Origin of the sequence: Nocardiopsis sp. NPDC006139, from assembly GCF_040614155.1 — a bacterium.
Classification (GTDB): Bacteria; Actinomycetota; Actinomycetes; order Streptosporangiales; family Streptosporangiaceae; genus Nocardiopsis; species Nocardiopsis changdeensis.
Window position 1 is genome coordinate 128,910 of record NZ_JBEXTT010000007.1, and the last position, 18,316, is coordinate 147,225.

General features: G+C 72.4%; 14 protein-coding genes. 3 read left to right on the forward strand and 11 right to left on the reverse strand.

The window, feature by feature from the left end:
- Positions 1-73: 73 nt before the first annotated feature.
- From trxB to ABZ249_RS11360, 7 genes are all read right to left on the reverse strand, one after another.
- Entirely contained in the window at positions 74-1,006 is a 933-nt protein-coding gene (gene trxB / locus ABZ249_RS11330) for a thioredoxin-disulfide reductase (protein WP_355260539.1), read from the reverse strand.
- 187 nt (positions 1,007-1,193) lie between these two features.
- Complete coding sequence (locus tag ABZ249_RS11335; protein ID WP_355260542.1) at positions 1,194-2,036, reverse strand: hypothetical protein; 843 nt, start codon at positions 2,034-2,036, stop codon at positions 1,194-1,196.
- Positions 2,033-2,659, reverse strand: a complete 627-nt coding sequence (gene sigM, locus ABZ249_RS11340) for an RNA polymerase sigma factor SigM (RefSeq protein WP_220563988.1) — start codon at positions 2,657-2,659, stop codon at positions 2,033-2,035. Before sigM ends, ABZ249_RS11335 begins: the two co-directional genes overlap by 4 nt.
- A 25-nt stretch (positions 2,660-2,684) precedes the next feature.
- Complete coding sequence (locus ABZ249_RS11345) at positions 2,685-4,289, reverse strand: protein kinase family protein (RefSeq protein ID WP_355260546.1); 1,605 nt, start codon at positions 4,287-4,289, stop codon at positions 2,685-2,687.
- Between the two features lie 275 nt (positions 4,290-4,564).
- Positions 4,565-6,355 (reverse strand): murein biosynthesis integral membrane protein MurJ, encoded by a 1,791-nt coding sequence (gene murJ / locus ABZ249_RS11350; protein ID WP_355261028.1) that lies wholly within the window; start codon positions 6,353-6,355, stop codon positions 4,565-4,567.
- Positions 6,356-6,511: 156 nt separating this feature from the next.
- On the reverse strand, positions 6,512-8,350 hold the full coding sequence (gene murJ / locus ABZ249_RS11355) for a murein biosynthesis integral membrane protein MurJ (RefSeq protein ID WP_355260549.1): 1,839 nt from the start codon (positions 8,348-8,350) through the stop codon (positions 6,512-6,514).
- 168 nt (positions 8,351-8,518) lie between these two features.
- Positions 8,519-11,053 carry a DUF6049 family protein gene (locus ABZ249_RS11360; RefSeq protein ID WP_355260552.1) on the reverse strand — a complete coding sequence of 845 codons (2,535 nt, stop codon included), beginning with the start codon at positions 11,051-11,053 and terminating at the stop codon, positions 8,519-8,521.
- Between the two features lie 391 nt (positions 11,054-11,444).
- Here ABZ249_RS11360 and ABZ249_RS11365 point away from each other — a divergent pair, with 391 nt between their 5' ends.
- Positions 11,445-12,893 carry a CCA tRNA nucleotidyltransferase gene (locus ABZ249_RS11365; protein WP_355261031.1) on the forward strand — a complete coding sequence of 483 codons (1,449 nt, stop codon included), beginning with the start codon at positions 11,445-11,447 and terminating at the stop codon, positions 12,891-12,893.
- Between the two features lie 18 nt (positions 12,894-12,911).
- Here the strand turns inward: ABZ249_RS11365 and ABZ249_RS11370 are convergent, their stop codons facing one another.
- Both ABZ249_RS11370 and ABZ249_RS11375 read right to left on the reverse strand, forming a co-directional pair.
- Positions 12,912-13,637, reverse strand: coding sequence for a class I SAM-dependent methyltransferase (locus ABZ249_RS11370; RefSeq protein WP_355260555.1), 726 nt, complete (start codon positions 13,635-13,637; stop codon positions 12,912-12,914).
- Between the two features lie 151 nt (positions 13,638-13,788).
- Positions 13,789-14,238 (reverse strand): rhodanese-like domain-containing protein, encoded by a 450-nt coding sequence (locus tag ABZ249_RS11375; protein WP_355260558.1) that lies wholly within the window; start codon positions 14,236-14,238, stop codon positions 13,789-13,791.
- A gap of 93 nt (positions 14,239-14,331) precedes the next feature.
- Here ABZ249_RS11375 and ABZ249_RS11380 point away from each other — a divergent pair, with 93 nt between their 5' ends.
- Positions 14,332-14,823: an Lrp/AsnC family transcriptional regulator gene (locus tag ABZ249_RS11380; RefSeq protein ID WP_355260561.1), complete on the forward strand. Its 492-nt coding sequence runs from the start codon at positions 14,332-14,334 to the stop codon at positions 14,821-14,823.
- Positions 14,824-14,833: 10 nt separating this feature from the next.
- Positions 14,834-15,388 carry a GNAT family N-acetyltransferase gene (locus ABZ249_RS11385; RefSeq protein WP_355260564.1) on the forward strand — a complete coding sequence of 185 codons (555 nt, stop codon included), beginning with the start codon at positions 14,834-14,836 and terminating at the stop codon, positions 15,386-15,388.
- Here ABZ249_RS11385 and ABZ249_RS11390 read toward each other — a convergent pair.
- A complete protein-coding gene (locus ABZ249_RS11390; protein ID WP_355260567.1) occupies positions 15,385-16,671 on the reverse strand; it encodes an MFS transporter in 1,287 nt (428 codons plus the stop codon). The two genes, ABZ249_RS11385 and ABZ249_RS11390, sit on opposite strands and share 4 nt — an antisense overlap.
- Positions 16,672-16,729: 58 nt before the next feature.
- A complete protein-coding gene (locus ABZ249_RS11395; RefSeq protein ID WP_355260570.1) occupies positions 16,730-17,800 on the reverse strand; it encodes an inositol-3-phosphate synthase in 1,071 nt (356 codons plus the stop codon).
- Positions 17,801-18,316: the final 516 nt, after the last annotated feature.

An 18,316-nucleotide genomic window follows, 5' to 3' on the forward strand; every position in this document is an offset into this window, starting at 1 on the left:
GTTCTCCTTGTTCGGACGGGTACTGCGGGCCGACCGTCTCGGGCGGTCGGCCCCGGGTGGCCGCTGGCCGCCGTTAGTTGCCGCGCTCGGCGAGGAAGCGCTCGGCGTCCAGGGCGGCGGCGCAGCCGGTTCCGGCTGCGGTGATGGCCTGGCGGTAGCTGTGGTCGACGACGTCGCCCGCGGCGAACACGCCCTCCAGGTTGGTCCGGGTCGAGGGGGAGTCCACCTGGACGTAGCCCTCCTCGTCGAGGTCGACCTGGCCGCGGATCAGGTCGACCCGCGGGTCGTGGCCGATGGCGACGAACACGCCGGTGACGTCGAGGGTGCTCTCCTCGCCGGTCTTGTTGTTGCGGACCTTGAGGCCGCTCACCCGGTCCTCGCCCAGGACCTCGACCACCTCGGTGTCCCACACGAACGAGATCTTCTCGTTGGCGAAGGCGCGCTCGGCCATGATGCGGCTGGCGCGCAGCTCGTCCCTGCGGTGGACCACGGTGACGGACTTGGCGAAGCGGGTGAGGAAGAGGGCCTCCTCCATGGCGGTGTCGCCGCCGCCGATGACCGCGATGTCCTGGTCGCGGAAGAAGAAGCCGTCGCAGGTGGCGCACCAGGAGGTGCCGCGGCCGGACAGCTCCTTCTCGCCCGGGACGCCGAGCTCGCGGTAGCCGGAGCCGGTGGCGAGGATGACCGTGTGCGCAAGGAAGGTCTCGCCGCCGGCGGTGACCTCCTTGACGGGCTTGGTCAGGTCCACGGAGGTGACGTCCTCGGGCACCAGCTCGGCGCCGAACCGCTCGGCCTGCTTGCGCAGGTTGTCCATCAGGTCCGGGCCCATGATGCCGTCGGGGAAACCGGGGAAGTTCTCGACGTCGGTGGTGTTCATGAGGGCGCCGCCGGCGGTGATGGAGCCCTCGAACACCAGGGGCTTCAGCTCGGCGCGGGCCGCGTAGACGGCGGCGGTGTACCCCGCCGGTCCGGAACCGATGATGATGACATTGCGGACGTCACTCACGCTCGTAGGCCCTTCACACGATCAGATGCCCCCGCCACGGGATGGTGACCTCGGGGGAGAGTCGGTATAGCACAACCGATGGTAGGCGCACCTGATTCCCAAGGGGACATCCGCCCCGGTTACCGGGGTGGGGTATGCCGCGAAAGGGCCTTCGCCGACATGTCGGCACGGCGCTTCGGCGACATCCTCAGGGGGTGTCGACGGTCTCCTGGGCGAGGACCCCGCCGCAGTCCGCCGGGTCGACCACGTACACCTCGGTGGTGTCGTCCTCGGAGGGGGCGAACAGCACCATGGCGGGGTCGCCGTCGAACACGGCCTCGTCCACCAGGGTGATCCGGACGCCCGTCCGCTCGGAGAACACCGTCGCGCACTCCTCCGCGGCGACCGTGGAGCCCTCCTCGGCGGTGGCCGGCGGGGCCTGGGACCCCGAGAGCACCTCGGCGGCCTGCCCGGCCAGCCCGTCGGCGGTGTACTCGGTCCCGGTGGCCACGATCCCGGGCTTGTACGGCTGCACGGCCTCAGGCTCGAACTCGGCGCCCTCGTCCTGCATCATCGGCTGCTGGGCGGCGGCACCGCCGCTCGCGTCCTGCTGTGAGGAGAGCACCGTGTTGAGCACGGCCCCGCCGCCGCCCAGGACGACGGCGCCAGCGGCGGCCACCATCATGAGCCGGGGCAGGTTCATGCCGTTGAACCCGCGCCGGGAGCCGCCGCGCGCACGCGTGATGGGGACCACGGGGGCCGCCGCGTCCGCGGGGCCGGTGCCGGCGTCGCCGGAGAGCGCCGCGGGCCGGGCGGCGCGCTCGCGCACCGCCTCGTCGATGCGCCGGTCGAGGAGGGCGGCGACGTCCTGCGGCATGGGCGGGACCGGCGGCGCGTCGGCGAGCGCGCCGCCGACGGCGGTGAGCTCGTCCAGGGTCGCCGCGCAGGTCGCGCAGGTCTCTAGGTGGTGGGCAACGGTGCGCTCCTCGTCGGGCTCCAACAGCTCCTCGGCGAAGAAGGCGAGTGCCTCCACGTCAGGGTGGGACGTCACGATGGGTCGGCACCTCCTCTCCCAGTTGTGACGTCTCGGGGGGGACGAGGGTTCCTCAGGTGGGCGAGAGACGGAAGAAGTTTGGCGCGACCTCGCGCACACCGGCTCTTGACCGTCCCGGTGGCGACGTCGAGGATCTGCGCGGCCTCCTCCACCCGGTAGCCGAGCATGTCGACCAGGGTGAGGGCCATGCGCTGGTCCAGGGGGAGGGTGTCCAGGGCCGCGTGGACGTCCAGCCGCGACTCGGTCTGGGAGGCGTGGTCGGGGGCGCCGCCGGTGCGGCCCAGCCGCTCGTTGGAGAGCACGTCGAGGGTGTCGACCTCGGTGGGGGTGGCCGGGCGGACCTTGCGCCGGCGCAGCCGGTCGTGGCAGGCGTTGACGACGATGCGGTGCAGCCAGGTGGTGACCTGGGACTCGCCGCGGAAGCGGTCGGCGGAGCGGAACGCGGACAGGAACGCGTCCTGGAGGGCGTCGGAGGCCTCCTCGGGGTCGCCCATCATGCGCACGGCGACGGCCCAGAGGCGATCGCGGTGGCGGCGCACGAGCACCGCGAACGCCTGATCGTCCCCCTGGGTGTGCCTGGTGAGCAGTTCCCGGTCAGGAAGCTCTTGGACCGCGTCCATCAGTGCCGATCACATATCCCCGCAACTAGACACCGTGTACCTCTACCTCGTAGATGCTCCCACGGTACTTGCCGCCGTCGGTGGGCAGATCGGTGAACCAGACGAGGACGTACCTGCCGGTGGTGGGCTCGTCCAGTTCGATGGTCTGGTGGCCGCTCGCGGAGCCCTGCCAGGCGACGGGCAGGGCGGCGTCCACGGCGGACATCTCGCTGGGGTGCGAGGCCGGGCTGTCGCCGATCCGCACCTCGATGCCGTACTGGGCCTCGGGCACGTACAGCTCCAGGGAGTGGACCTCGCGGGCGGAGCCCAGGTCGACCAGGAGCCCCACGCCCTCCTTGGTCGTGCCCATGGGGTCGTTGTAGCCCTCGGTGTTCCACGGGTCCCCGCCGGTGTCGCCGTTGTGGGCCCGTGAGGCGTGGTCGGAGTGCTCGTCGCCGTCGCCGTCGGGCAGGGGGTCGTACCCCTGGGCGGACTGGATCGGCAGGACCTCGGTCTCGACGACCTCCGCGCCGCCGTCCGGCTCCCCACCGCCGCCGGCGGTGCCGGGGTCCGCCTCGTCGGCGCGCATCGACGCACCGAAGATCCAGGCCCCGGTGACCACCGCGGCGAAGAGCACCACGGCCAGCACGCCGACGAGGATGCGCTGCGGTGAGGTCCTGCGCTCGGCGGCCCGGCGGTCCATCCGCGAGGGCGGCCGCTCGCCGCGGGCGGAGGTGCGCGGGCCGGTCCCGCCGCCGCTGCCGCCGTTCGTGTTGCGGGAGGAGCGGCGCGGGCCGGTGGACCCGAACTCGCCGGTGCGCCGGGAGGTCCCGGGCTCGGGCGGCGGGGTGGTCTCGGCCGGGGCGACGGGCAGCGGGATGAGCCGCGGCACGTCGGCCATGGCGGCGCAGAACTCGCCCGGCGAGCCGATCACCGGGCCGGGCACGACCTGGCCCACCAGGTGGGGCAGGGCGGCGCGGGTGGTGATGGAGGCCAGGGGCTCGCCGACGCCCTGGCGGATCTGGTCGGCGGGGTAGGGCCCGGCGGGGCCCTGCGGGGCCGGGGGCAGGCCGCTCTGCGGGCCGCTCGGCCAGGTGCCGGTGAGGGCCGCGTACAGCAGGTTGCCCAGGCCCTGGGCGTCGGCGGCGCCCGGGTCGGCGACGTTGACGCCCAGCAGGGCGGCGTCCACGCCGATACCGGTGACCTTGACCGCTCCGCCGCTGCTCCACATGAGCTTGCTCGGGGTGAGGCACAGGTGGTACAGGCCGCCGTTGTGCGCGGCGGCGATGGCCTCGGCCGCCTCGGCGACCAGGCCCGCGGCGCGCTCGGGCTCCAGGGGGCCCTGGGCCAGCAGGTCGGCCAGCGAGTGGCCGACCACCCACTCCTCGACCACGTAGGGCACGGGGGTGGTGTCGTCGGCGTCGAAGACCTGGGTGACGCGCGCGTCGGGGATACGGCTGGTGGCGCGGGCCGCGCGGACCACATCGGATGTGCGGGGGAACCCCTCGGCGAAGGTCCACACGGCGACGGGCCGTGCGAGGGTCTCGTCGGTGGCCTTCCAGCGGGTCGCCCCGCCGGTCTCGCTCACCACCTGGTCAAGGCGGTACCGGTTGGCCAGCTTCGCCCCGGGCTCGATCAGGAAGGTGCTCATGATGGGAGTGACGGGTGCCAGTGCCGTCGCCCCGCACGGGCCGCGGCGGCGCGGTCCTGGGCGGACCGGTGCGTCGCGGGGTGTGCGCAGGGGGTTCGGGCTCTGCTGCTGTCCCCAGCCTCCCTTCGGGCAGCTCGGATGAACAATGTGGTGGCGGTCAAGCGGTGCCTGTCCATGCTAGGACGCCTGAACAGCATCTTCGGAGGACATCGGGTATCCGTTCACCTTCCGGGACGTAGCGGTTCGGGACCGCCCAACTCGTCCATTCATGGTGATCAGCGACGTCGCAGTCGGGTTCTGAGCAATTCGAGGAAGGATGTGACTTCAGTCACATTGAGGAACTTGGCGCTGATCACGAACAGTACGCCACCCACGACCCCTCCGACGACCATCGCCGCGAATCCGGGCCAGAACTCGCCCGGCAGTCCGCGGAACACGTGGATCATCGCGAGGCCGAACACGGCCGCCGGCAGCGTCGCCAGGTGCAGCTTGAACAGGGTGGCCGCGGTGTGCCGCCCGTCCAGGCCGTTCAGCCGCTTGTGCAGCATGTACCACATGATGACCGAACCCACGACGTAGTACAGCCCGTAGGGGACCGGGAGCCACACCACGACGTGCTGGGGCGGCACCACGAACAGCAGCGCGATCGCCGTGACGGCGTGCGCGGCCTCCGACGGGATGGCGACCAGCGCCGGGGTGCGGGTGTCGCCGAGCGCGTAGAACACGCGCATCTGGAGCTGGAACAGCGTGAACGGGATCAGCATCACGCAGAACACCATGAGGATGCGGCCGATGGCGGCGGCGTCCTCGGGGCTCGTGCTGCCCTGCGCGTAGATCATCACGCAGAACGGGATCGCGAACACGATCATCGCCACCGAGATCGGCACGATCAGCACCGACGAGAGCCGGAAGCCCCGCGAGAAGTCGCTGCGCACCTGGTCCTTGCGCCCGGCCGCCACGTGCTCGCTCATGCGCGGCAGCAGCGCGGTGATCACCGAGACCGCGATGATCGCGTACGGGAGCTGGAAGAGCATCGACGCGAACTTGTAGGCCGCGATGCCCGAGCCCGACTCGAAGCCCAGCTCGGCCGCGCGCGTGCCGGCGCGGGAGGCGACGTTGGTGGAGACGAGGGCGCCCAGCTGGGCCACCACGATGTAGAGCATCATCCACGAGGCCGCCTGGGCCGCCTCGCCCAGCCCGGCGCCCCGCAGGTCCAGCCGGGGCCGCCAGCGGAAGCCCGCCGCGGCCAGCGCCCACACCAGCACCAGGGCCTGGACGATCTGCCCGGCGGCGGTGCCCAGTCCCAGCAGCATCAGCTCGCCGGAGGTCACCGTGTCGGGGGTGCGCCCGGTCCCGGCGATGTTCAGGAACCACAGGCCGATGCCGATGATCACCAGGTTGTTCAGCACCGGCGCCCACATCGGCGCCCCGAACCTCCCGCGCGCGTTCAGCATCGCGCTGGCCAGGCCGCTGGCCCCGATGAAGAAGATCTGGGTGGTCAGGTAGCGCGCCAGGACCACCGACACCTCGAACTGCGCGCCGGTGAACTCGCCCGCGTAGATGCGGATGAACCACTCCGACAGCAGCATCGAGAGTGCGGTGATCACCAGCAGCGCCGACAGCATCAGCGTGACGAGCCGCTGCTCGGTCCTGTCGCCGCCGTCGGAGTCCAGCCTGCGCCGCTTGACCAGGAACGGCACGAACACACTGGCCAGCAGACCGCCGATGAGCAGGTCGTAGACCATGTACGGGACCATGCCCGCCACCTGGTAGGCGTCGCCCAGCATCTGGGTGCCGATCGCCGCCGCCAGCACGATCGTGCGGACGAAGCCGGTGACGCGGGAGAACACGGTGCCCAGCGCCATGATCGCGCTGGACTTGGCGAGGTTGCCCGGGGCGGTGTGGGAGGAGCCGCCGATCTCGTCGCCGTCCTCCATGCCGGCGCGGTCGGCGGTGCCCAGGTCGCCGATGTCGCTCGGGTCGCGGCGGGTGGTGAGCCCGGTCTCGGGCTCGGTCGCCGGCTCCTCGCGCTCGTAGGCGTCCAGGACGTCCTCGGGCATCACCATGGCGCGGCGCTGCCGGCCTGCCGTGGCGGGCCCGTGCGTTCCTGCTCCGGAATCCTGCTCGCGGGGGTCTTCGCTGGACACCGTGTCCTCAGTCCTTGTACTCGTCGAGCGGTCGTTCCTCCGGCCGGGGCCAGGGCCGGAAGCGTCGGTGCGGCATCAACGACGCAGGCGGCCGCGGATCAGTTCCACCGCGGCGCTCAATTCGGGGACCCGCAGCAGCCGTGCGGCCGCGAGGAAGAACAACGCGCCGAGAAGGCACCCGGCCACGGGTGCGCCGATGTAGGTGAGCAGACCCGGGCCGACGAAGGTCTCGAAGGCCCAGAGCACACCGAAACCGGCCGCGACGCTCGGGACGACGGCCAGGTGCAGGCGCAACAATGTGCCAATGATGTGCTTTCCGTCAAGCCCCCCGATCCGCCGGCTGAGCACCAGACCTGCGATGACGAGTCCGCTGAGGAACGAGAACATGAAGCCCGCGGCCACGCCCACGACGACCGTCTCCGGCGGCAGGAGCAGGTAGGACACCAGCGCCAGAGCGCTGTGAACAGCCAGGTTGGCGATGGCGATCAGCGCCGGGGTGCGGGTGTCGCCCATGGCGAAGAACACGCGCAGCATGAGCTGGAACACGGTGAACGGCACCAGCCCGAGCGACATCACGGCCAGGATCTGGCCGATGTTGGCCGCGTCGGCCGGGGAGATCGACCCGCGGGCGAACGCCAGGATCGACAGCGGCTCGGCGAACAGGGCGATCGCGAACGCCATGGGGACGAGCACGAACGCGGAGATCCGCAGGGTGCGGGAGAAGTCCGACCGGACCGCGTCCCAGTCGTGGTCGTCGGCGTGCGCGCTCATCCGGGGGAGCAGCACCGTGATGAGGGAGACCGCGATGATCGCGTACGGCAGCTGGAACAGCTGGTAGGCGAGGTTGTAGGCGGTGATGCCCGCGCCGACGGAGCGGCCCTCCTCGATGGCGGCGACGTTGGCGGCGTTGGCGATGTTGGTGGTGATCCACAGGCCCGCCTGGGTGAGCAGGGTGTACATCATCATCCAGCCGGCCGTCTTGACGGCCTCGCCCAGCCCGGAACCGCGCAGGTCCAGGCGCGGGCGCCAGCGGTAGCCGGTCCGGGCCAGCGCGACGAACAGCACCAGGGCCTGCAGCGCCATGCCGGCGGCGGTGCCCGCGCCCAGCAGGGTCAGCTGGCCCTCGGTGACGGTGTCCGGCGTCCGACCGGGGCCCGCGACCCACAGGAACAGGCCCGCCACGGTCATGATCACCAGGTTGTTGAGCACCGGCGCCCACACCCCGGCGCCGAAGTACCCGCGGGTGTTGAGCATGGCGGTGAGCAGGCCGCTCAGCCCCACGAAGAAGATCTGGGACAGCAGGTAGCGGGCCAGGTGCACCGAGGCCTCGAACTGCGCGTCGGTGAACCGGGACCCGTACAGCCAGATCAGGAACTCGGCGGCCGCGATCGCCACGGCGGTGAGCAGGAACAGCGCCACGAACGTCGTGGTGAACAGCCGGTCCTCGGTGGCCTTGCCGCCGTCGGCGTCGCGCTTGCGCCGCTTGACCAGGAACGGCACGACGACACTGGCCATCAGGCCGCCGATGAGCAGGTCGTTGAGGATGAACGGGATCGTGTGGGCCGTGTGGTAGGCGTCACCGAGCAGGTGGGTGCCGATGGCGGCGCCCAGCACGATGGTGCGGACGAAGCCGGTGATCCGGGAGGCCATGGTGCCGACCGCCATGATGGCGCTGGAGCGCATCATGCCGCCGCCCGCCGGGGCGTCGCCGGAACCGCCGGGGGCCGCGGGCTCCTCGGCCCCCTCGGCCGCCCGGCGGGTCCCGGGGACGGCGGGCTCGGGCAGTTCGCCCTCCTCGAAGGAGGGGACGGGGCCGCCGGAGGGGCGCAGCGGGCTCTCACCCGGGAGGGGGCCTTCGGGCTGAGAGGAACGACGGCGGTGCTTTCCGCCTTCGTTCGGGGAGTCGGTGACCACCGTGGATCAGGCTTCCTTTCGTCCGACCGGGAGGGACCCGGCGCGGGTGGGAGCCCGCGGCCGGGTCGGGCCGTGTCCGTGCGCCCGGGGCGCGCCGACACGGCGATGTGCGGATGTGTCGACACGGCGCCTTGTCGGCAGGGCGCCGTGTCGACGGGGGAGCGGGGCTCACGCCCCTTCGCCGCGCGCGGACGGTGCGTCCCCGGCGGCCGTCGTGGTGTCGTCGGGCTCCCCGTCGTTCTGAGAGGGCGCTCCGGGACCGTCGGTTCCGGCGTCCCCCGGCCCGGCGGGCGTCCCGGGTCCCGCGGGCTTCTCGGGCCCTTCGGACGCGCCGGTCCCCTCGGACCGCCCGGTGTCCTCCGTGTCCTCGGCCTCCGCGGGGCCGCCCGCGGCCTCCTCCGCCGCGGCGGCCCGGCTCCGGCGGGCCACCCACTTGCGCAGGGCGCGCGGGGCCAGCGCGGCGACGAGGATCAGGGCGCCCACACCGCTGATCAGCAGCGCCTGGGTCCCCAGGCCGGTGGCGTTCACCGGCAGCTGGACGTCCTGGCTGTTGATCGGCTCGCCGGCGGAGTTGTGCAGGCTCGCGTGCACCACCGTGCGCCCGTTGATCCGGGCCGACAGCGGTACGTACACCGTCGTCTTGGCGCCGGGGTCGATCTCGAAGTGGGTGTTGTACTCGCCGATGCTCAACCGCTCGGCGTTCTCGGAGTACACCGAGAGGTGCACGTAGACGGCCTCGTCCTCCAGGTCGTTGGCGACGAGGATGCCGGTGATCCCGGTCCGGCTGGCCAGCGTGACGTCCTCGCCGGGGATGATGCGCACCGCTGACAGGCCGTCGTCGACCTCGTCCATGACCAGCCCGCGGGTGGCGCCCGCCAGGGCCTCCTCCTCGCGCCAGTACACGGACTCCAGGCGGATCAGGGCCGGGCGGAACGGGTCGGAGTCCTCCACCAGGACGCTGTTGAACATCCGCACGTCCCGGCTGACGTCCTCGACCAGGCCGAGGTAGGTGGAGCCGAGCTCGGCCTCGGCCGCGGAGTCCGGGTAGTCGAGCGGGGCGCGGGTGTCCTCCCGCTCGCCGGAGGCGGGCAGCTCGACGTCCTCCAGGCGCTCCGGGGACAGCCAGGGCAGGTCGTCGCTGGCGGCCAGCACGCCGTCGGCGAACTCGCGGGACGGGTCCCAGCCGGGCTCGGGGGAGGCGACCACGACGCGGTCGCCCCCGGCGTTCTCGCCCGCGATCATCGCGGTCTCGGCGGCGAACCGCTGGAGCGCCAGGGCGGTGCCGCCCGGGGTGTCGGTGGGCATGGACAGCACGTCGGTGATGCCCTCGTCGGCCACCAGGGCGAAGGGCTCCTCGTCGGAGTCCCCGCCCCCGGACAGCGGCGCCTGGGCGGTGGGGGTCGTCTGGAGCCAGGTCTGCGGGGGCATCGCGTCCTCCGACAGGAGGAAGCGGGTGGCGCCCTGCTCGGCGAGCAGCTCGCGCACGGGGCCGTCCATCAGGCCTCCGGCGGGCAGGGCGAAGCGCTCGTCCGCGGACAGCCCCAGCGCCGTCTCCACCGCCTCGCGGCCGATCCCGACCGACGCCTCGGCGTCGCCGTCCATCTCGTTGCGGAGCAGCGCGGCCAGGTCGGGGGAGGCGTAGGGGGTGGCCACCACGGTGTCCAGGGCCAGCGCCGCGCGGGCCTCGCGCAGCCACACCTGCGCGGCCACGTTCGCCTGGGCGGTCTCCCGCGCGGGCCCGGACTCGGCGGGCACCGCCAGCGGGTCGGTGACGACCTCGTGCTCCTCGGCGGCCAGGCGCAGGATGTCGTCGAGGGTGCCGGGGTCGACGGCCCAGGTGACGGGGACCCCCTCGGTGCGGGTCGGGGCCGGCTCCTCGGCCTCGGCCTCCTCCGGCTCCTCCTCGTTCTCGCCCGTCCCGGCGTCGTCCTCCTCCGAGGCGGAGGCCTCGGGCACGGTCTCGGCGGTCTCCTCGGCGGTCGCCTCCGGCGGGGTCTCCGGGGCCGGGGTGTCGGGGTCCAGGCCGAGCAGCTCGACGAGGTCCTCGTCGCCCGGCTCGAAGGACAGGGGGGCCTGGGCTCCGGCCGCCAGCAGCCGGCCCAGCCGGCCGTTCTCGGTGACGGTCGCCGCCAGCCCGTCGCCGAGGAAGGTGTCGTCGTCCGCCCGCTGGGGCGGGGCCATCAGCGGCCACACCCAGGCGATGTCGACGGAGGGGACGTCCTCCCCGTCGCCGACGTAGGGGAGGAAGGTGTACTGGGTGCCGATCACGGTGCCGTCGCCGTCGACCGCCTCGATCACCAGCGGGTAGACGCCGTACGAGCCCAGGTTCAGGTCCTCCGCCGGCACGCTCAGCGTGTAGGTCTGGCTGGTGCCGGGCGGCAGCTCCGCGGTGATCTCGTCGTCGGGCCCGGGCGCGTCGGGCCGCCAGTCGCCGTCGGGGCCGAACGCGTCCATGGCCGCGCGGTCCGCGAACGGGTGGCTCGAGTAGCGCATGCGGACGGTGACGTCGTGCAGGCTGTCCGACGTGGTGTTGACCACCTCGCCCGAGACGCGGAGGGTGGCGTCCTCGTCGAGGGCGTCCGGCGTGATCCGCTCGACGACGAGCGGCTCGGTGTCATCGGCCGGTTCGGCCGGGGCCGAGGCCTGCGCGGACATGGCCGGGAACGGAAGCAGCGCGGTGGCCAGGGCCATGACCACCGGCACGGAGGTGATTCGACGCAACGCTTGACCGGTTTCCTGATTCGGGTCCAGGTGGCCGTTCCGCCGGGGATCGACAAGGGGCGGGAACGGTCGGGGTGCCCGCACGGCGCGCACGGCGTTCGCGGGTCGGGCGGGCGCGGAGAAGGCAAGGGCGTCCCACCACTGCACCTGAAGATACCGTCTCCCTCACACCCCGGCTCTGGCGAGGACCTCCGCGCGACGTGTCGCGGCGGGGACGACACCCGCCGAACGGGCGCGTACACCGCGTTCGGCGGCCGTTCCGCACCCCGCGCGGCCTCCCCCGGTACGCCCGCAAACGATTCGCGGTTTGCCCGCGGGGCCGCCTAACCTGCGTTGTGTGCCGAACACAGAGTCTTCGAGTGAGAACGACGCCATGCCGACCGCGGCGGGTGCGCCGACCCCTGCGCAGCTGTCCGCCATAGCCGCGCTGGTCGAGTCGGCCCGACCCGTCTCCGACGAACTCGGCGGGCGGTTCGCCGAGCACGGGCGGGAGCTGGCCCTGGTCGGCGGCCCGGTCCGGGACGCGCTCCTCGGCAGACCCTCCCACGACATCGACCTCACCACCGACGCGGTGCCCCAGCGGGTGCTGGAGCTGGTCGACGGCTGGGCCGACTCCGTGTGGACCGTCGGCATCGACTTCGGCACCGTCGGCGTGCGCAAGAAGAACCTCCAGCTGGAGATCACCACCTACCGCAGCGAGTCGTACTCCCCCAAGTCCCGCAAGCCCGACGTGGCCTACGGCACGGACATCGAGGGCGACCTGCTGCGCCGCGACTTCACGGTCAACGCCATGGCGGTGCGCCTGCCCGCCGGGGAGTTCGTCGACCCCTTCGGCGGCCTCGCCGACCTGCGGGCCGGGGTGCTGCGCACCCCGGGCAAGCCGGAGGACTCCTTCAGCGACGACCCGCTGCGCATCATGCGCGCGGTGCGGTTCGCCGCCCAGCTCGGCTTCGACCTCGCCCCGGAGGTCGCCGACGCGGCCCGGGACATGGCCGAGCGGCTGACCATCGTCTCCGCCGAGCGCGTCCGCGACGAGCTGACCAAGCTGATGCTCAGCCCGGACCCGCGCCGGGGCCTGGGGCTGATGGTCGACCTGGGCATCGCGCCCCACGTACTGCCCGAGCTGCCCAAGCTGCGGCTGGAGATCGACGAGCACCACCGGCACAAGGACGTCTACGAGCACTCGCTCACCGTGCTGGACCAGGCCATCGAGCTGGAGCACGCCCGCGGGCACGAGCCCGACCTGGTGCTGCGCCTGGCGGCGCTGCTGCACGACATCGGCAAGCCCAAGACACGGGCCTTCGAGGGGGCCGGCCGGGTGACCTTCCACCACCACGAGGTGGTGGGGGCGTCCATGAGCCGCAAGCGCCTCACCGCGCTGCGCTTCCCCAAGGACGTCGTGTCCGACGTGTCGTCCCTGGTCGCCCTGCACCTGCGCTTCCACGGGTACGGCAAGGGCGAGTGGACCGACTCCGCGGTGCGCCGCTACGCCCGCGACGCCGGGCCGCTGCTGGAGCGGCTGCACATCCTCACCCGGGCCGACTGCACCACCCGCAACCGGCGCAAGGCGGCGGCGCTGGCCCGCTCCTACGACGACATCGAGCGGCGCATCGCCGCCCTCGCCGAACAGGAGGAGCTGGACCGCATCCGGCCCGACCTGGACGGCAACGAGATCCAGGAGATCCTCGGCCTCAAGCCGGGGCCGGAGATCGGCAAGGCCTACCGCTACCTCCTGGAACTGCGCCTGGAGAACGGCCCGATGGAGAAGGAGGCCGCGACCGAGGCGCTGCGCGCCTGGGCCGCCGAGCACCTGTCGTCCTGAGGGCGCCCGGCGCCGGGGTCAGCGGCCGGGTTTGACCGCGGTGACGGCCATGGCCATCCCGAACACGCGCAGCGGCGTTCCCTCCAGGCCGTCCGAGACGGACTGGAGGGGGCGCGGGCGGCGGTCGAAGGGCGGCATCAGGTAGTCGATCGCCCGCACCCGCAGGCCGGCGCCGCGCAGCAGCCGCCCCATCTCCTGGGTGGTGAACGCGCGCGCGTCGGACATCCGCTCGTGCAGCGGGCGCACCCAGGGCAGGAACGGCGCGGTCAGCGCCGACCGGCGGTGCCCGCCCCACAGCACCCCGTGGGTCTCGAAGGGGAACCACCGGTTGGGGGTGGTGAGCGAGAACGCCCCGCCCGGCTTGAGGACCCGGTGGATCTCCGCCAGCGCCCCCTCCAGGTCCTCGACGTGCTCGACCACCTCGAACGCGGTGACGCGGTCGAAGGTGTTGGGGTCGAACGCCAGCGAGTCCGCCGACATCTTGTGGACGCCGATCCGGTCCTCCAGCGGGCTCCCGGCGATCCGCTCGGCGAACATGTCCAGCCGCTGCGGCTCCAGGTCGATCGCGTCGACCCGGACGTACCCCTCGGCCAGCTCGACGGTGTAGGTCCCGTCACCGCAGCCGACGTCGAGCAGCCGGTCCCCGCGGACGGGCAGGTGCCGCGAGACGGCCCCGATCCGCTTGGCCACTCCGCGCCGGCCGAAGGCGCTGGAGGGGGCTCCGATCCCCAGAGCACCGTTCATGGCACACCATCTCTCCGTGACTAGACATCCTTGGCCCGGACACTACAGCAAGTAGTGAGATGGTCACTGATCGATCAGTCTCTGTGGGGACATGTCGACACGCCTCCCGCTCGGAGCCCCGCGGTGCCGCGGACCGGCGGCGGGTCGCGGGTCAGCAGGCGCAGACGGGGGAGTGGACCGGGGCGGTGAGCGGGTCGACCGGGGAGCGCTCGACACCGGACGCGGTCTCGACCTCGAACCCCTCGCGGATCCAGTACTCGATGCCGCCCACCATCTCCTTGACCCGGCGGCCCAGGCGGGCGAACTCCAGCGCGCCCTTGGCGGCGCCGTCGCAGCCCGGCCCCCAGCAGTACACGACCACCGGCAGGTCCGGGTCGACCAGCGCCGCGGCCCGCTCGGCGATCTCCGCGCGGGGCAGGTGCACCGCCCCCGGGACGTGCCCCTGGTCCCAGGCGACGCGGGCGCGGGTGTCGACGAGGGTGAAGCCGGGCTCGCCCGAGGCCAGTGCCGCCCGCACGTCGGACACGTCGGTGTACAGGCCCAGGCGGGCGGAGAAGTGGGCCACGGCCGACTCGGGGTCGGCGAAGCGTGAAGTCGTCATGTCGACAAGGCTAGATCCGGGCGCCCCGCCCGGACAGGCGCGATCCACGGCCCCTCCTTGTCCTCACCGTGGATCGCACGGTATATCCCTCCCATGACCGACGTATCACTGGACGAGACCGACCTGCGCCTGCTCGCCGCCCTCCAGGCCGACGGCCGGGCCGGGTACGCCGAGCTGGCCCGGGCGGTGTCCATGTCCGCCAGCGCCGTCGCCGAGCGGGTGCGCCGGCTGGAGGCCGCCGGGGTGGTCTCCGGCTACTCCGCGGTCGTCGACCCCGAGCGGCTGGGGTTCGCCGTGACCGCCTTCATCCGGCTGGCCTACCCCAACGGCAACTACCGGCCCTTCCACGACCTGCTGGCCACCACCCCCGAGATCCTGGAGGCCCACCACATCACCGGGGAGGACTGCTTCCTGCTCAAGACCGTGGCCCGGTCGATGCGCCACCTGGAGGAGGTCGTCGCCCGCGTCGCGGTGATGGGGTCCGTCACCACCAACGTCGTCTACTCCAGCCCGCTCAGGGGCCGGCCGGCCACGGACGCCCTGGGGGTGACGCCCGTCATTGCGGGGGCGGAGGACCGGGCCTGACACTGGCCCGATGAGCCTGACCACCTGGTACCTGGAGACGACCGACCCCGGCGGGCTGCGCCCCGCGCGGGACCCCGGCGGCGACGTACGGTTCGACCGGGTCGGGATCCCCAGCCCCGCGTTCAACCGCTTCCTGTACGAGCGGGTCGGCGGCGACTGGCAGTGGACCGACCGCCTGCCCTGGACCGACCGGCAGTGGCGGGACTGGGTGGACCGCCCCGGCCTGGAGACCTGGGTGCTCTACCTCGACGGCGCCCCCGCCGGGTACACGGAGCTGGAGGCCCAGCCCGACGGCGCGGTCGAGGTCGTGTACTTCGGCCTGCTGCCCGGGTTCCTCGGCCGCGGCCTGGGCGGCCACATGCTCACGCTCACCCTGCGCCGCGCCTGGGACCTGGCCGACCGGCTGCCCGGCCGCGAGCCCACCCGCCGGGTGTGGCTGCACACCTGCTCCCTGGACGGCGAGCACGCGCTCGCCAACTACCGCTCCCGAGGCCTGTCCGTCTACAGGACGACACGGGAACAGGTCGACACGTCGACCAAGGGACGCCACCCCGTGACCCCTTAGGAGGCGGGGGCGGGGGAGGCGGCCCGGCGCTCCCGGAGCACCCAGGCCAGACCGGCGGCCAGGTAGACGGCGACCATGCCGACAACCACCGCGGTCCCCAGGCCCGAGGGCGGCACCAGTGCGGCGGCCAGCCCCGCGCCCAGCACGAACGTCGCGTTGAAAAGCACGTCGTACACGGAGAACACGCGCCCGCGGAAGGCGTCGTCGACATATCGCTGTACCTGCGTGTCGACGGTGACCTTCACGCCCTGGGACACGAACCCCAGCACGAACGCCGCCACCGGGAACAGCGCGGACGAGAACGGCAGCGCGAACACCGCCAGCACCACCGCCGCCACCAGCAGCTGGAGCCCGATCCACGCCCCCGGCGACATCCGCTCCGTCGCCCACGGCGTGGCCACCGCGCCCAGGAAGAACCCGACCGCCAGCACCCCGGCGGACACCGAGAACCCGGCCAGGCCCGCCACCCCGCCGCCGGTGAACGTGTTGTTGTACAGCAGCAGCGTCATCAGCGAGGAGATCCCGAACAGCACCCGGTGCAGGCCGATGGTGCCCAGCGCGTCCCGGGCGGGCGGCCGCGACCAGATGTGCCGCACCCCGGCGACCATCCCGCGCACCACGCTCCCCACCGCGGCGCGCACCTCCTCGGGCTCGCGCTCCAAATGCGGTCCCAGCTCCCGGCGGCCCAGGGAGAGGGAGACCAGCCCGGCGGCGGCGAACCCCGCCGCGGCCGCCACCAGGATCGCGGCGGCCCCGGCCGAGCCGGTGCCGCCCAGCACCCCCAGGCCCAGCCCGACCCCGGTGCCCAGCGAACTGGCCACGGTCCCGCAGGTGGGGGTGACGGCGTTGGCCATCATGAGCTGCTCGCGCGGCACCACGTACGGCAGGCCCGCGGACAGCCCGGACAGGAAGAAGCGGTTGACGCTCAGCACCAGCAGCGCCGCGACGAAGAAGGCCGGGCTCTCGCCCCCGGCCACGACCACCGCGCTGACCACCGCCAGCGCGGCCTTGGCCAGGGCGGACAGCAGCAGGACCTGGCGCCTGGGCCACCGGTCGATGAGCACCCCGGCGAACGGCGCCACCACCGAGAACGGCAGGAGCAGCACCGCGAAGGCCGCCGCCACGGCGGCCGCCCCCGTGTGCTGCTCGGGGTTGAAGAAGACGAAGCCGGCCAGGCCCGCCTGGTAGACCCCGTCGGAGAACTGCGAGACCAGTCGCGTGCCGAAGAGCCGTCGGAACCGGGAGCCCCGCAGCACGGTGCGCAGATCGCCGAAGAAGGACACGCCACCAGGGTAGGGCGTGCCCGGGGCCGGGCCGGCCCCGGGCGGACCCCGGCCGGGGCTACTCGCCCGCGATGAAGCGCTCGACCGCGTCGTGCGCCTCGGAGTCGCTGTACTGCACGGGAGGCGACTTCATGAAGTAGGAGGAGGGGGCGTCGATCGGGCCGCCGATGCCGCGGTCCTTGGCGATCTTGGCCGCGCGCACCGCGTCGATGATGATCCCGGCGGAGTTGGGGGAGTCCCAGACCTCCAGCTTGTACTCCAGGTTCAGCGGCACGTCGCCGAAGGCGCGGCCCTCCAGGCGCACGTACGCCCACTTGCGGTCGTCCAGCCACGGCACGTGGTCCGAGGGGCCGATGTGCACGGCGCCCGCGTTGAGCTCGTGCGGGATCTGGGAGGTGACCGACTGGGTCTTGGAGATCTTCTTGGACTCCAGGCGCTCGCGCTCGAGCATGTTCTTGAAGTCCATGTTGCCGCCGAAGTTCAGCTGGTAGGTGCGGTCGACGATGACGCCGCGGTCCTCGAACAGCTTGGACAGCACCCGGTGGGTGATGGTGGCACCCACCTGCGACTTGATGTCGTCGCCGATGATCGGCACCCCGGCCTCGGTGAACTTGGCCGCCCACTCGGGGTCGGAGGCGATGAACACGGGCAGGGCGTTGACGAAGGCCACGCCGGCGTCGATCGCGCACTGGGCGTAGAACTTGTCGGCCTCCTCCGACCCCACGGGGAGGTAGGAGACGAGGACGTCGGCCTTGCTGTGCTTGAGGGCGGCGACGACGTCCACGGCGTCCTCGGGGGACTCCTGGATCATCTCGCGGTAGTACTTGCCCAGCCCGTCGTAGGTGGGTCCGCGCATGACGGTGACGCCGGTGGGCGGCACGTCGCAGATCTTGACCGTGTTGTTCTCGCTGGCGACGATGGCGTCGGCCAGGTCGTGGCCGACCTTCTTGGCGTCCACGTCGAAGGCGGCGACGAACTCGATGTCGCGCACGTGGTACGGGCCGAACTGGACGTGCATCAGGCCAGGTACCCGAGAGCCGGGGTCGGCGTCCTTGTAGTAGTGCACGCCCTGGACGAGCGACGCCGCGCAATTGCCGACGCCCACGACGGCTACACGTACCGAACCCATTGGTCCTTGCTCCTTCTTGCTCGCGAACATGGATGCCACGGCGCACGACGGCACCCCCGTTTCCGTGGCCGGCGGGGGTGGCGGCGTTCCGCGTTCGTTCTCCGTAAGTGCTCAGCGGCTCGCACGGTGTTTCTGTTCCCGCCCGGACGCCGGACGGGCGATGGAACGTGTGGCTCCGACTGTTTTGTTCGTGTATGACTCTATCTTCGGTCATCTGGAGAACCGCATGTCACCCAAGGTGACACGGTCGTTCCGGATTCGCCCGTGACCCTCCGTGCCGTCGGCCGCACCCGCGCACCGCGCGCGAAATGTCACACATCCGCCCTGCCTGCGCCGTCGCCCCCCGCCCCTGCGCGCAGAAAGGCCACCGGTGTTCGGTTTCCGCGCGTTGAGCAGTCACGACGGAGGGCGATCCACCGCCGGTGACGGAGTGTTCTGTCGCACGGGGTACCCTCGCGCGTGGGTTGTGCTATACCGTCCCATCGCTTTAACGTGACCTGTGATTTGCGCGTGAAA